The 14,183-nt window shown below is 69.7% G+C and carries 13 protein-coding genes and 1 tRNA gene; 10 read left to right on the top strand and 4 right to left on the bottom strand.

The window, feature by feature from the left end; genetic code table 11:
• Window positions 1-19: 19 nt before the first annotated feature.
• Window positions 20-2,269, bottom strand: a complete 2,250-nt coding sequence (locus D0Z08_RS23685) for a molybdopterin-dependent oxidoreductase (protein ID WP_118927754.1) — start codon at window positions 2,267-2,269, stop codon at window positions 20-22.
• 52 nt (window positions 2,270-2,321) lie between these two features.
• Between D0Z08_RS23685 and D0Z08_RS23680 the strand changes: the two genes are divergently transcribed.
• The 5 genes from D0Z08_RS23680 to D0Z08_RS23660 all read left to right on the top strand — a co-directional run bounded on the left by D0Z08_RS23680 (window position 2,322) and on the right by D0Z08_RS23660 (window position 7,137).
• The gene (locus tag D0Z08_RS23680; RefSeq protein ID WP_118927753.1) at window positions 2,322-2,648 is read left to right on the top strand and encodes an antibiotic biosynthesis monooxygenase family protein; all 327 of its coding nucleotides are present in this window, start codon (window positions 2,322-2,324) and stop codon (window positions 2,646-2,648) included.
• An 89-nt stretch (window positions 2,649-2,737) separates the two neighbouring features.
• A complete protein-coding gene (locus D0Z08_RS23675; RefSeq protein ID WP_118927752.1) occupies window positions 2,738-4,150 on the top strand; it encodes a glycine--tRNA ligase in 1,413 nt (470 codons plus the stop codon).
• A 41-nt stretch (window positions 4,151-4,191) separates the two neighbouring features.
• Window positions 4,192-4,932, top strand: coding sequence for a hypothetical protein (locus D0Z08_RS23670; RefSeq protein ID WP_147381524.1), 741 nt, complete (start codon window positions 4,192-4,194; stop codon window positions 4,930-4,932).
• A 47-nt stretch (window positions 4,933-4,979) separates the two neighbouring features.
• The gene (dusB, locus tag D0Z08_RS23665) at window positions 4,980-6,131 is read left to right on the top strand and encodes a tRNA dihydrouridine synthase DusB (protein WP_220454325.1); all 1,152 of its coding nucleotides are present in this window, start codon (window positions 4,980-4,982) and stop codon (window positions 6,129-6,131) included.
• 205 nt (window positions 6,132-6,336) lie between these two features.
• Window positions 6,337-7,137: a VldE C-terminal domain-containing protein gene (locus D0Z08_RS23660; protein WP_147381523.1), complete on the top strand. Its 801-nt coding sequence runs from the start codon at window positions 6,337-6,339 to the stop codon at window positions 7,135-7,137.
• A 30-nt stretch (window positions 7,138-7,167) separates the two neighbouring features.
• Here the strand turns inward: D0Z08_RS23660 and D0Z08_RS23655 are convergent, their stop codons facing one another.
• Window positions 7,168-7,545 carry a DUF5994 family protein gene (locus D0Z08_RS23655; protein ID WP_118927749.1) on the bottom strand — a complete coding sequence of 126 codons (378 nt, stop codon included), beginning with the start codon at window positions 7,543-7,545 and terminating at the stop codon, window positions 7,168-7,170.
• 92 nt (window positions 7,546-7,637) lie between these two features.
• On the bottom strand, window positions 7,638-8,915 hold the full coding sequence (locus tag D0Z08_RS23650; RefSeq protein WP_118927748.1) for a deoxyguanosinetriphosphate triphosphohydrolase: 1,278 nt from the start codon (window positions 8,913-8,915) through the stop codon (window positions 7,638-7,640).
• Window positions 8,916-8,959: 44 nt separating this feature from the next.
• Here D0Z08_RS23650 and D0Z08_RS23645 point away from each other — a divergent pair, with 44 nt between their 5' ends.
• From D0Z08_RS23645 to D0Z08_RS23630, 4 genes are all read left to right on the top strand, one after another.
• Window positions 8,960-9,871, top strand: coding sequence for a 2-hydroxyacid dehydrogenase (locus D0Z08_RS23645; RefSeq protein WP_118927747.1), 912 nt, complete (start codon window positions 8,960-8,962; stop codon window positions 9,869-9,871).
• A 29-nt stretch (window positions 9,872-9,900) separates the two neighbouring features.
• Complete coding sequence (gene dnaG / locus D0Z08_RS23640; RefSeq protein ID WP_118927746.1) at window positions 9,901-11,784, top strand: DNA primase; 1,884 nt, start codon at window positions 9,901-9,903, stop codon at window positions 11,782-11,784.
• A gap of 19 nt (window positions 11,785-11,803) precedes the next feature.
• On the top strand, window positions 11,804-12,292 hold the full coding sequence (locus tag D0Z08_RS23635; RefSeq protein ID WP_147381522.1) for a hypothetical protein: 489 nt from the start codon (window positions 11,804-11,806) through the stop codon (window positions 12,290-12,292).
• Window positions 12,293-12,365: 73 nt separating this feature from the next.
• A tRNA-Asn gene (locus tag D0Z08_RS23630) sits at window positions 12,366-12,438 on the top strand.
• A gap of 177 nt (window positions 12,439-12,615) precedes the next feature.
• Here the strand turns inward: D0Z08_RS23630 and D0Z08_RS23625 are convergent.
• Window positions 12,616-13,797 (bottom strand): tyrosine-type recombinase/integrase, encoded by a 1,182-nt coding sequence (locus D0Z08_RS23625; protein WP_182481458.1) that lies wholly within the window; start codon window positions 13,795-13,797, stop codon window positions 12,616-12,618.
• Window positions 13,798-13,889: 92 nt separating this feature from the next.
• Between D0Z08_RS23625 and D0Z08_RS32725 the strand changes: the two genes are divergently transcribed.
• Window positions 13,890-14,183 (top strand): hypothetical protein (locus D0Z08_RS32725; protein ID WP_220454324.1); only part of this gene is annotated, 294 nt, incomplete at its 3' end.

The raw sequence follows: 14,183 nt of genomic DNA, 5'->3' as shown, positions 1-14,183 counted from the left end.
AAACCGGCGTGGGGGCTCCTCAGACGCGCTCGAGCCGGGCAGGCACGTACTTGTGCCACGGCGTGCCGGCGAGCCAGTCGCGGTGGTGCAGCGAGGTGAGCTCGTTGGGCGCCACCCCCGGGGTGCCGTCCGCGTGCTCGACGCCCATCCCGTTGGGCAGCGAGACGTGGCCGGGCTGCAGGGTGTCGGTGACCTCGACGGTGGCCTCCGCGCTGCCGCGCTCGGTCACCACGCGGAGCGAGTCGCCGGTGGCGACGCCGTACGACGCCGCGTCGTCGGGGTTGATCCGGAGCGCCCCCTGCGCGTCGCGGCGCCGCCAGGACGGGTCGCGGATGATCGTGTTGGCGGTGAACGCCCGCCGCTCGCCGGCGGAGAGAACGAACGGGAAGTCCTCGGTGGTCCAGGCGCTGGGCTCGTCGGCGAGCGCCCGCATCCGCTCGATCAGCTCGGGCACCTCGAGGGTGAACCGCCGGTCGGGGCGTCGTACGTAGTCCCAGGCGTGCTCGTAGTCGTCGCGGGTGAAGACCACGCCCTCACCTTCGAGGACCTTCTCGAACAGCCGGTTGCCCGGCTCGAACCCGGCCCCCGTGAACCCGGCGCGCGCGACTGCAGCGGGCTGGTTCATGGCGCAGAGCTGCGCGAGGCCCCAGATCGCGGCGGTGCCGCGGGCCGTGCCGAGCGTGGGGCCGAGTGTCTCGTAGAGCACGTGCGCGGCGACGCCCATCAGCTGAGGCTCGGCCGTGACGGCACCGAAGAACGCCTCGGCGAACTCCGCCAGCCCCTGCTCCGCGGCCGTGCGCAGCGGCGTCAGCGTCGCGTCGTCGACGACCCCGAGCTCACGAACCAGGCGGGCGTAGATCTCCGGCTCCGGGAGCGTGCCCTCCAGCGGCTCCATCAGCGGGGCCCGGAGGTGGAAGACGTTCGCGGGGAAGTCGACGTTGAAGAACGTGCACTCCCACTTCTCGAACTGGCTCGACGCCGGCAGCACGTAGTCGGCCTCGCGCGCCGTCTCGGTCATCGCGATGTCGACGACGACGGTGAGGTCCAGCGACCGCATCGCGGTGCGGAAGCTCGCCGAGTCCGCCAACGAGTGCGCCGGGTTGACGCTGTCGATGCACATCGCCCGGAACCGGTCGGGATGGGTGGTGTTGATCTCCTCGGCGATCGAGTTGCACGGCACCAGTCCCGAGATGATCCGGGCGCCCGTCACGGGAGTACGACGGGCGCCGCCTCCGCCGCCCGAGCCCGCGATCGCCGCGAACATCGAGTGCAGGAACATCCCACCCTTCTTGGCGAAGTTGCCGGTGAGGATCCACAGCATCTTGTTCAGGTAGGAGCTCAGCGTGCTGTGCGGGGCCTGCTGGATGCCGAGGTCCTCGTAGGTGCACGCGCTCTTCGCGGCCGCGATCCGCCGCGCCGTCGTACGGATCAGGTCCTCGGGTACGCCGCACCGCGCGGCGTAGTCGACGACGTCGACGTCGGCGTACGCCGCGAGCACCGGCTCGGCTCCCGTCGTGTGCTCGGCGATGAACGCGTGGTCGACGAGGTCCTCCTGGACGAGCACCGCTCCGAGTGCCGCCAGGCACCACGCATCCGTGCCCGGCTTCACCTGGAGGTGGATGTCGGCCATCGCCGCGGTCTCGCTGCGTCGCGGGTCGATCACGACCATGCAGCGGCCGGGGTCGGCGGCCATCTCCTTGAGGACCGGCCGGGCGCGGGGGAACGAGTGCGACTGCCACGGGTTCTTGCCGACGAAGACGACGACCTCGGCGTGCTCGAAGTCGCCCTTGGTGTGGCCGCCGTAGAGCCGGCCGTCGACGAACATCTCGCCGGTCTTCTCCTGGGCGAGCGCGTTGGAGCGGTACTTCGCGCCGACCGCCGCCTGGAGCGACTGGCCGTAGCCGGCGCCCAGGTGGTTGCCCTGCCCGCCGCCGCCGTAGAAGAAGATCTTGTCGCCGCCGTGCTCGTCGCGGACCTGGCGCAGCCGGTCGGCGATCTCGGCGATCGCGGTGTCCCAGTCGATCCCCTCGTAGGAGCCGTCGGCGCGGCGGCGCAGGGGAGAGGTGAGCCGCTCGGTGCCGTTCTGGTAGCGATCGAGCCGGAGCGGCTTCTCGCAGGTGTAGCCCTCCGACGACGGGTGCGACTTGTCGCCCCGGATCCGGAGCAGCCGGCGGTCCTCGACCTGCACCTCGATGCCGCAGTTGCACTCGCAGAGGATGCAGGCGGTCTTCTGCCAGGTCGGCGCGGTGGTCGGCTCGGTCTGCGTCACGGTGGCTCCACTCGGTATCTATGACAACTGTCATAGACAGTAGGGTCGCCGCGTGCTCGTCGTCAACAGGTTCCGCGTGCCGTCCGACCCCTCGGACGCGGCCGCCGCGTTCCGGGCCGACCTCGCGGGCGCCCACGACGCGCTCGCCGAGCGGCCGGGCTATCTCGGTGGCGAGATCGGGCGCAACCTCGACGACCCCGGGCTCTGGGTGCTCACCACCCGGTGGGAGAGCGTCGGCGCCTACCGGCGGGCGCTCTCGTCGTACGACGTCAAGCTCCGCGCGGTGCCGATCCTCAGCCGGGCCGTCGACGAGCCGAGCGCCTACGAGGTCGTGGAGCCTAACTCGGTTCTGAACGTCCACGACGCCCGCGTAACCTAAGGTCTCGTGTCGCTCGCCAGTGCGAGCTCCTCGACCAACGAACGACTTCCCGGCAGCCGGCCGGGCAGCCCCATAGAGAAGGAATCACCGTGGCCAAGCCGCCTCCCTCCGCCGTCGACCAGGTCGTCTCCCTCGCGAAGCGGCGGGGATTCGTCTACCCGTGCGGCGAGATCTACGGCGGCACCCGCTCCGCCTGGGACTACGGCCCGCTCGGCGTCGAGCTGAAGGACAACATCAAGCGCCAGTGGTGGAAGTCCATGGTGCAGATGCGCGACGACGTGGTCGGCCTCGACTCCTCGGTGATCCTGCCGCGCCAGACCTGGGAGGCCAGCGGCCACGTCGCGACGTTCAGCGACCCGCTGACGGAGTGCCAGTCCTGCCACAAGCGGTTCCGCGCCGACCACCTGCAGGAGGAGTACGCCGAGAAGAAGGCCAAGAAGGATGGACACAGTGGCAACCCGGACGACGTCGACCTCGCGGTCGTAGCCTGTCCCAACTGCGGCACCCGCGGTGCCTGGACCGAGCCGCGCCAGTTCTCCGGCCTGCTGAAGACCTACCTCGGCGTGATCGAGGACGAGTCCGGCCTCCACTACCTGCGCCCCGAGACCGCACAGGGCATCTTCCTCAACTTCGCCAACGTGGTGACCTCGAGCCGGATGAAGCCGCCGTTCGGCATCGCCCAGGTCGGCAAGAGCTTCCGCAACGAGATCACCCCGGGCAACTTCATCTTCCGCACCCGCGAGTTCGAGCAGATGGAGATGGAGTTCTTCGTCAAGCCCGGCGAGGACGAGGAGTGGCACCAGTACTGGATCGACAACCGCACCGCCTGGTACGTCGACCTCGGCGTCGCCGCCGACAACCTGCGCCACTACGAGCACCCCAAGGAGAAGCTCTCCCACTACTCCAAGCGCACCGTCGACATCGAGTACCGCTTCAAGTTCGCCGGCTCGGAGTGGGGTGAGCTCGAGGGCATCGCCAACCGCACCGACTTCGACCTCTCGACGCACGCCGAGGCCTCGGGCCAGGACCTCAGCTACTTCGACCAGGCGGCGGGGGAGCGCTACACGCCGTACGTCATCGAACCGGCGGCCGGCCTGTCCCGCAGCCTGATGACCTTCCTCGTCGACGCCTACTCCGAGGACGAGGCGCCCAACACCAAGGGCGGCGTGGACAAGCGCACGGTGCTGCGCCTCGACCCCCGGCTCGCGCCGGTCAAGGTCGCGGTGCTCCCGCTGTCGCGCAACGCCGACCTCACGCCGAAGGCCAAGGACGTCGCCTCCGAGCTGCGCCGCGCCTGGACCGTCGACTTCGACGACTCGGGTGCGATCGGCCGTCGCTACCGGCGCCAGGACGAGATCGGTACGCCGTACTGCGTCACCGTCGACTTCGAGACGCTCGACGACCATGCGGTGACCGTGCGGGAGCGCGACACCATGGCGCAGGAGCGGGTGAGCCTCGACCGGCTCACGTCCTACTTCGCCGAGCGCTTCGTGGGCTGCTGACCTCCGACCTCTCGGCGCGGCTTTGCTGCCACAATGTGCCCGTGACCCCTGTCTCCTCGATGACGATGCGTGCGGGTGCTGCGACGCTCGGCCCTGTGATCGTCCTGGCGCTCGCGCTCGGGCTGCTGGCCGGGTGCGGCGGTTCCGACGGCGACGGTGAGGACAAGGACGACCCGACGACCGAGCCGACGGTGACGGAGGAGACCAGCACGGAGGTGGCGCCGACCGGCTACCTGCCGGTGCCCGACGGGGTGACGCTGACCGAGCCGGGCGCGGTGCTCGGCTTCGGCGACGAGGCGACGATCGCTTGGCGCCCGCGGCAGGACACGGTCGTCGCGCTCGACCTCACGGTGGAGAAGATCAACGAGACCACCTACAAGGAGTCGTTCGAGGGCTGGGTGATCAGCCAGCAGATGAAGGGCCAGGTGCCCTACTTCGTGCACGCGACGGCCACCAACGTCGGCCCGACCGACGTGAGCGCACTGCTGGTGCCGCTCTACGGGCTCTCCAGCTCGGCGAGCATGTACGAGCCGCTCGACTTCCAGAAGGAGATCTTCGAGCCCTGCCCCGGCGGCAACCTGCCCGAGCAGCTGCGCCCCGGCAAGTCGGCCGACCTCTGCTTCGTCTACCTGCTGCCGGTCGACCAGCAGCTCGACGCGGCCGCCTTCGACCTGGTCGGTGAGCTGCCGCCCATCACGTGGACCGGCGAGATCACCCCGATCGAGAAGCCGGACAAGAAGAAGGACAAGAAGAAGGGCAGGCAGGGCCAGCAGGACGGCTGAGCCCGGCTGATTTCGCCCCACCGGCCCCGCGCCCGGACAATGGGCGGGTGACGTCGACCACCGCAGCGCCGTACCCGGGCCTCCAGCTCGGGCCGCTGCATGTCCCGACGCCGATCGTGCTGGCCCCGATGGCGGGGATCACCAATGCTGCCTACCGCCGGCTGTGCGCCGAGTACGGCGCCGGGCTCTACGTCTGCGAGATGATCACCAGCCGCGGGCTGGTCGAGGGCGACGCGACGACGCAGCGGATGCTCGTGTTCGACGAGGCCGAGCAGGTCCGGTCGGTGCAGCTCTACGGCACCGATCCGACGTACGTCGGCAAGGCCGCCGAGATCCTCTGTGCCGACTACGGCGTGGCGCACATCGACCTCAACTTCGGCTGCCCGGTGCCGAAGGTGACCCGCAAGGGCGGCGGTGGCGCGCTGCCCTGGAAGCGCGGCCTGCTGGCGAGGATCCTCGACGAGGCCGTCGCGGCCGCGACGCCGTACGGCGTGCCGGTCACCATCAAGACCCGCAAGGGACTCGACGACGACCACCTCACCTACCTCGACGCCGGCCGCATCGCCCAGGAGGCCGGCTGCGCGGCGATCGCCCTGCACGGGCGCACCGTCGCGCAGGCCTACTCAGGCGAGGCCGACTGGGACGCGATCGCCCGGCTGGTCGATCACGTCGACATCCCCGTGCTCGGCAACGGTGACATCTGGGAGGCCGCGGACGCCGTCCGGATGGTCGAGCAGACCGGCGCCGCCGGCGTGGTGGTCGGCCGCGGCTGCCTGGGCCGGCCGTGGCTGTTCCGCGACCTCGCCGCTGCCTTCGAGGGCACCGAGGTCACCACCCTGCCGACCCTCGGCGAGGTCGCAGCGATGATGCGCCGCCACGCCGAGCTCCTGGTCGAGCACATGGGGGAGGAGCGGGGCTGCAAGGAGTTCCGCAAGCACGTCACCTGGTACCTCAAGGGCTTCGGTGCCGGGGGCGAGATGCGGCGCTCGCTCGGCCTCGTCTCGACCCTCGCGGACCTCGACCGACTGCTCGCCGACCTCGACCCGAGCGAGCCCTTCCCGGTGTCCGAGCTGGGCGCTCCGCGGGGTCGTCAGGGCTCTCCGAGGAGCCGGGTCGTGCTCCCCGAAGGCTGGCTCGACGACGCCGACGGGAGCGACTGCCACCTCCAGGAAGCGGTGGACGAGACCACCGGAGGGTGACGGGGAACACCCCGAAACAACGGGCGAGGATTCGCCTGTGGAAAAGTCGTCTGGTTTAGTCGATGTTCATGTCCGGGCCGCTACGGTGGCCCGGGCATCTGACAGAACAAGGCGAAAGCAAAGGAATCAGCGCGTGGCATGCACTCACAGCCACAAGCGGGAGACCGCGCAACGCAGGCCTCGGGCAGCGTTCATCGCGGCCCCCTTGGCAGTACTAGCAACCGGCGCCGTCGTGGCGGTGGGCGTCGCGGGCTCTCAGCCCGCCCAGGACCTCCTGGCCGACGACTCGTCGCTCGCGGCCAACGGGATCGGCATCGACCGGCGCGAGCTCGGCACGATCTCCCGTGACAACGGTGGCACGCGTGGCGTGGTCCAGCAGGAAGCCGTCGCTCCTCTCAGCCAGGCCGACAAGATGCTGGCCCCTGCAGCGGTTCGCCAGGCCGTCAACCGGGCCGACACCCAGCGGTGGACGACGACCGAGCTCAACCTGTGGACCCGGCCCGACGGCAAGGCGAAGCAGGTCGGCGTGCTCGACAGCGGCAAGAAGGTGCTCGTCACCGGCCGCTCGCTGAAGGGCCGTGAGGAGATCGTCCTCGACGGCGAGGCCCGCTGGGTCACCGCCGGCTACCTCAGCGCCGAGAAGCCGTTCGCGATCGGCGGCGAGTGCACCAACGGCAGCTCCGTCTCGCCGGGCGTGAGCCCCAACATCGTCAAGGTGCACGAAGCGGTGTGCGCCAACTTCCCGGAGATCACCGTCTACGGAACCTTCCGTGGCGACGGTGAGCACGCCCAGGGCATCGCCGTCGACATCATGGTGTCCGGCGACCGGGGCTGGCAGGTCGCGGAGTTCATCCGCGAGCACTACTCCGAGCTCGGCGTCAGCTACCTGATCTATTCCCAGCAAATCTGGTCCGTGGAGCGCTCCGGCGAGGGCTGGCGCGGCATGGAGGACCGTGGGTCCACCACCGCCAACCACTACGACCACGTGCACGTCACGACGTACTGAGTCGGACGGCGCGAGTCGAGGTTCGCGCGGTCAGAACCGGATCGACGGGTCCGGTGGCGTCCACAGGACGCGCAGCCGGACGATCCCGGAGCCGGTCAGCCGGAGCAGCACCAGTCCTCCGGGGCGGTCGGCGGGCAGGAAGCCCACCTTGACCCGACCGTGGCCGGTGAAGACCTCGGTGGCGACGACGTCCCAGTCGTCGGGGGCGTAGACGACGCGGTCGACCCGGCCGCGTCCTTTCGGGAAGTCGTCGACCAGGTGCGGCACCTCACGGGTCAGGTCCCGGCCGTACGGCCACCAGGCCCCGTCCACCTCGGCTCCGCCGAAGCCTGGTGCGAGCCGCAGCCGGAGTGCTCCGAGCGGCTGGGCGTAGCGATGCGGGTACGGGTACTGATGCGGGGCACCCATGGCGCCGCCTCTCCCTGACGGTCGGCTGCCCGGCACAGGCTGCGACGGCGTTCGGTCGACCTGGGTTGATCCTACGTCGCTCGTCCGCCTGCTCACCGGCCTTCGGTGAGTCGCGCGTGCCAGCCGCGGGCCGAGGCGTCGGTGAGAGAGGCGACCTGGTCGATGACGACCCGGAGCCGACCGGCATCGTCGGCGGCCGCGTTCCAGTCGGCACGGTAGGTCTCGTCGAGCTCGTCGGGGGCCCGGTCGAGCAGCACGGTGACCAGTTCCGCGAGCAGCTCCCGTTGGCGTTGCTGGAGGGCGACGCGCTCGTCGGCCTGCATCACGTAGTAGGCCGCGATGCCCTTGAGCGCGGTGATCTCGGCCCAGGTCTCCTCCGGGATCACCAGGTCCGCGTGGTAGCGGACGAACGGGCCGTCGCTCGCCGCGAACGTCGCCTGCTGCACGGCACCGCAGAAGCGGCCGATGAGGTCGCTGGTCAGGTTCTTCAGCGCGGCCAGACTGCCCCGGTTTCCGTCGTACGACGTGGTCGGCCAGCTGCCGATCCGCCGCAACCGGGCGAGCATGTCGTCGAGTGCGTCGTCGGTCGTGTCGGGGGCGTACCACGCGCGGACCGTCTGCCAGACGGCCGCGCTGTCGAGCCGGGTGAGGTCGATCTTGCCGGCGACGGTGCCGTCCTCGACGTCGTGGACCGAGTAGGCGACGTCGTCGGCGAGGTCCATGACCTGCGCTTCGACACAGCGGCGACCGTCCGGCGCCCCCTGGCGGAGCCAGCGGAAGGCGGGGAGGTCGTCGTCGTACACGCCGAACTTGGTGCCTTCACGGGTCATGCCGTCGCTGTGCACGCCGCCGGGCTGCGGCGCGTCGGCGATCGGCCAGGGGTACTTCGTGCAGGCGTCGAGCGTCGCCCGGGTCAGGTTGAGTCCCGCCGATCCACCGGCGGCGTCCGACGTCTTCGCCTCGAGCCGGGTGAGCAGGCGCAGCGTCTGGGCGTTGCCCTCGAACCCGCCGCAGTCGACGGCGAGCCGGTTGAGGGCGCGTTCGCCGTTGTGCCCGAACGGCGGGTGCCCGAGGTCGTGCGCGAGCGCCGCCGTCTCGGCGATGTCGGGGTGGGTGCCGAGGGCGCGCGAGAGGTCCCGCGCGATCTGGGCGACCTCGAGGCTGTGGGTCAGCCGGTTGCGGACGAAGTCGTCGCTCTGCGGCCCGACCACCTGCGTCTTCGCCGCGAGCCGTCGGAACGACGCCGCGTGTACGACGCGCGCGCGGTCGCGCTCGAACGGCTTCCGCTCCGGCGCGTCGACCCGCTTCGGCGGCTCCGGCACGATCCGCTCACGGTCGGCCGCGCCGTACCGCTCCTCGACGACCTCCACCGGCCGGAGACTACCGGCCGCGACCGGTCGTAGACTCGCCAGCCGTGTCCCCGCTGGTCTGGCTGCCGTTCGCGCCCGACGTCCTCGATGATCCGCCGTCCGACCTGCGCTACGAGGTGGTCGATCCCACCGAGGACGTGCCCGACACCGTCGGCGACGTCGCGTTCTACGTGCCGCCGTACCAGGTCGGTCCCGCGGTGGCCGAGGTGATGACGCGGATGTCGGCGCTGCGGGTCGTGCAGACCCTGACCGCGGGCGTCGACAACCTCCGCGACCGGGTGCCGCCCGGCGTGACGCTCTGCAACGGCCGCGGCATCCACGACACGTCGACGGCGGAGCTGGCCCTGACCCTGATCCTGGCCTCGCTCCGAGGCATTCCCGGGTTCGTCCGAGCCCAGGACCGGCGAGAGTGGTCGCCCGGCTGGCGCCCGGCACTCGCGGACAAGCGAGTCCTGATCGTCGGGTACGGCGCGGTCGGGGCGGCGATCGAGGCACGGCTGGTGCCGTTCGAGGTCGACGTGGTGCGGGTCGCCCGGTCGGCGCGGGAAGGCGTCCACCCGATCTCGGCCCTGCCCGACTTGCTCCCCGAAGCCGACGTCGTCGTCCTCATCGTGCCGCTCACGGCGGAGACCCGCGGCCTGGTCGACGCCGGCTTCCTGGCCCGGCTGAAGGACGGCGCGCTGCTCGTCAACGTGTCGCGCGGACCGGTCGTCGTGACCGACGACCTGGTCGCGGCGCTGCGGTCCGGGCGGATCCACGCCGCTCTCGACGTGGTCGATCCGGAGCCGCTGCCGGCCGACAGTCCGCTCTGGGACGTCCCGAACCTGCTGGTCTCACCCCACGTCGGCGGCGCCAGCAGCGCGATGTGGCCGCGTGCCTACCGCCTGGTGCGCGACCAGCTGCACCGGTTCGCAGCAGGGGAACCGCTGGCCAACGTGATGAGCGGTGAGTACTGACGTCGGGGGCTGCGCCTAGGATCGCCAGCATGGCCGGTCGGATTCGCGATGACGACATCCAGACCGTGCGCGAGAAGGCCAAGATCGAAGAGGTCGTGTCCGGCTACGTCACCCTCCGCAACGCGGGGGGTGGCTCGCTCAAGGGTCTGTGCCCGTTCCACGACGAGAAGTCACCCTCGTTCAACGTGCGCCCAGGTAAAGGATTCCACTGTTTCGGCTGCGGAGAAGGCGGCGACGTCATCGCGTTCGTCATGAAGGTCGACGGCCTCACCTTCGTCGAGTCGGTCGAGCGGCTGGCCGACAAGTACGGCGTCCAGCTGCGGCGCGAGGAGGGCGGCGACGACGACCGGCCCAAGGGTCCGCAGCGGCGCCGGCTGATCGAGGCGCACGCGGTGGCGCAGGAGTACTACGCCGGTCAGCTCGCCACACCGGAGGCCCTGAAGGCGCGCCAGTTCCTCTCCGAGCGCGGCTTCGACCAGGCCTCCGCCGCGCACTTCGGGGTCGGCTTCGCCCCACGCGACAGCGAGGCCCTCTGGCACCACCTGCGCGACCGCAAGTTCTCGCTCGACGAGGCGGTTGCTGCAGGGCTGGTCGCGGTCGGCCGCGGGCCCTACGACCGGTTCCGCGGGCGGCTGGTGTGGCCGATCCGCGAGACGTCGGGCGACACGATCGGCTTCGGCGCCCGCCGGATCTTCGACGACGACAAGATCGAGGCGAAGTACCTCAACACCCCCGAGACCGCGATCTACAAGAAGAGCCACGTGCTGTACGGCGTCGACCTCGCTCGCCGCGACATGGCCCGCTCCTCGCAGGCCGTGATCGTGGAGGGCTACACCGACGTGATGGCGTGCCACCTGGCCGGCGTCACCACCGCGGTCGCGACCTGCGGCACCGCCTTCGGCGAAGACCACGCGAAGGTCCTGCGCCGGCTGCTCGCCGACCACGAGGAGTTCCGTGGCGAGGTGATCTTCACGTTCGACGGCGACGCCGCCGGCCAGAAGGCCGCGATCAAGGTCTTCCAGGGCGACCACCAGTACGTCGCACAGACCTACGTCGCGGTCGCGCCTGAGGGCATGGATCCCTGCGACCTGCGGATCAAGTCGGGCGACGCCGCGGTCCGTGAGCTGATCGCGACCCGGCAGCCGCTGTACCGGTTCGTGCTGGCCAACGTCATCGGCAAGTTCGACCTCGACCGTGCCGACGGCCGTATCGATGCCATGCGCGAAGCCGCCCAGCTGGTCTCCTCGGTGCGGGACCAGTCGAAGGTGACGGCGTTTGCGCAGGAGATCTCGAAGATGATCGGCGCGGACATCGACACCAACCAGGTCCTGTCCGAGGTGCGCCTGGTGGCCAAGCGGGGGAGCTGCCCCGACGAGCGCGGGCAGCGGCGCGACGTCCCGCCCGATGCCGAGCGGCCGGCCCGCCCGGCAGTGCCGAACCTGCTCGACCCGCGCTTCGGCATCGAGCGCGAGACGCTCAAGCTCGTCCTCCAGCACCCGCTGGCGATCGGCCGTACGACGGGCGACATCGGCGCCAACGACTTCACCCATCCGACCTACCGCGCGGTGTGGGCACTGGTCGAGGCCGCGGGCGGTCCCGCCGCCGGCGACGGCGACCCGGGCTGGGTCAGCAAGATCCGGGACAGCGCCACCGACCCGGAGGTCCTCACGGCGGTGAGCGCACTCGCGGTCGAGCCGATCCGCGCCACCCGCGAGCCGGATGCGTCGTACGTCGCGCTCCACGTGTTCCGCCTGCTCGAGCTCACGACGCTGCGCCGGATCGCCGAGATCAAGTCGCGGCTCCAGCGCACCAACCCGGTGGAGCACCCCAACGACTACAACAAGATGTTCGGCGAGCTGGCCGCCCTCGAGCAGCACCGCCGCACCCTGCGCGACCGGATCATCGGCTCGTGAGGCTCGACAGGCTCGATCAGTGATGAGACGCAGGCGCGACCTGCCGTCGGTCGCCCGCGGCGAACGCGTGCTCGCGTGGGCCGCCAGCCCCGAGGGCAGCGCAACGGCAGCGACTCGCGACGCGCTCTACCTGCCGGACCGCGAGCCGCCCCGGCTGCCCTGGGAGGAGATCGCGACGGCCGAGTGGGACAGTGACGAACGGGTGCTCCGCGTGGTCGAGATCGGCACCTACGGCGCACCGCAGCCCGAGCACCGCGTCGCGCTGGTCGACCCGGACCGGCTGCTGTCGCTGGTCCGGGAGCGGGTGACCGCGAGCATCGTGGTCCAGCGGCACGTACCGGTCCGCGACCGGCTCGCGGTCCGCGTCCTCGGCCGTCGCGCGCCAGCAGGGTCCGGCGCGATCGCGTGGTTCGTCGAGTACGACGACGGCCTGGATCCCGCCGATCCCGCCGTCGCAGCGGTCGTGGACGAGGCACTCGCGTCGGCACGCGGCGATGTGGGGGAGTAGGGCCCTACCAATTTCATCGGCGCCGACGGACCTTGCTAATCTGTGCGGGCTGTCCGGCTGAGCCGGACGCCGGTCCCCTGTAGCTCAACTGGCAGAGCATTCGGCTGTTAACCGGAGGGTTGTTGGTTCGAGTCCAACCGGGGGAGCGAGAAAAGGGCCTCTGACCTGGGCAAACGTCCAGGCAGGGGCCCTTTTGGATTTGCCAAATCCGGCTTTGGTCACACTATGGTCACGGATTGAAACCGTGACCAGGCGCTTTTCCAGGTAGCGGCAGACGTGTGAGGCCTCGTCGGACACGCGTGACGGCCTAGATCGGCTGGGGGTCAACTGCTGGGGGCAGAGTCTCGGATGAACTTCTCGATGAGTCCCGAGACCTTCGGAGCATCGACGCTCTGCGCGATGTAGAAGGTCTCGGTGGTCACCTCGTTGGCGTGCCCGAGTTGGTCCTTGGCGACCTTCGCGCCGAGTTCCCGCGCGATCAGGGTCCCCACCTGCTTGCGGAACGTTTTGAATGTCACCCAGTCGTACTTCGTCCCCCTCGTCGCGTCATTCCAGCGCCGATACATCGTGGAGTACGGGGTCCACGTGCCGACACGGCTCGGGAAGACACTGTCGATGGGGTTGTGCCCCTGCGCCATCTGGCGCTCCAGGAGCATGGTCACCACACTCGGCGGGATCTCTAACGGCCTGGTCGCCTGCAACGACTTACCCTCTTCCTGACGCCAGGTCCCGATGCCCTTCTCTTGGATGATGGTGCCTGTGATCATCAGGTAGGGGCGCTCGGCCAGAAGGTTGATGTCCTGCCATCGCAGTGCCAGGGCTTCGCCGATCCGGGCGCCGGTCGACATCAGCAGCAGGGTCAGGTCGCGCAAGTCGCGAGACGCCTTGGGGCCGGGACGGTCCTTTGTCTCCCACTTCTCAATCAGGCCGCGGATCTCCGCGACCTGGGCCGTGTCCGCCAGGATTCGCACCTTCGGCTTCCTGCGCTTGATCTTCGCGACGTTGGTGACCGGGTTCGATGCAAGCGCGTCATGACGTACGGCCAGGGCGAACATCTGATTAAGCTGCTTGCGCAGAGCGCTGGTGTCACGGCCTGAGTCACGATGCTCCTTTAGCACCCGATCGACTGCACCGGTGGTCGCCTCACCGACCAGCCATTCGCCCATGTACGGCTTGATGTGGAGCCGAACCGAGTCGCGGTAGATCCGCAGAGACCTTGTCTTCAGGTCTCGCATTTCGCACTCCTTGATCCATTCATCGGCAAGCACAGAGATCTTGGTATCAGGCGCTATGCCATCCGCTTTGACACCAGCGCCAGTCTCGTGGCGCAACTCGATGTCCGCGACAAGGGTGCGACGGGCACTCTCCTTGCTTGGGCCGCTGGCTGTGACCTGGCGCAGAACGCCGTCGCGGTCGCGGGTTCGCGTGATGGCCCGCCACACTCGTCCTCGCTGGGTGTAGGAAATCTCGCCGTACCCACCGATGGGGATGCGCCTACGTGCCATCTCAGCGCCCCCTTGACGAGAGGCTAGGGATCGGTCGTCGCCGCGGTTGGACAACGAAACGGGGCGGCAGGTCGGCCATGAGGTGTACCTCCATGCTGCGGACTGTGCTGGTGGTGTCATCGGATCGTAAGGGCAGCATGAACGCCGACGAACGAAGTGACAATCCAAGCTGCCGGCGCATTAGCTCGCCGTCAGGCAATGTCCCGGGGGTCGGCGTTCTGCTCGATGTACGCCTCGACGTCGCTGCGGCGGTAACGGAGGCGGTTTCCAGCGATCGTCGCGAATCAGATAGTGATGAGTTGTTGCCGCCATCGTCGCATGAGCTGCGATGGGGACCGGTCATCGAGGCATGCGCGGGGGCGGTCGTTGAGTTCCTCGGCCACCTC

This window comes from Nocardioides immobilis, from assembly GCF_003515065.1.
GTDB lineage: Bacteria > Actinomycetota > Actinomycetes > Propionibacteriales > Nocardioidaceae > Nocardioides > Nocardioides immobilis.
This window is presented reverse-complemented; position numbering and strand designations above follow the sequence as displayed.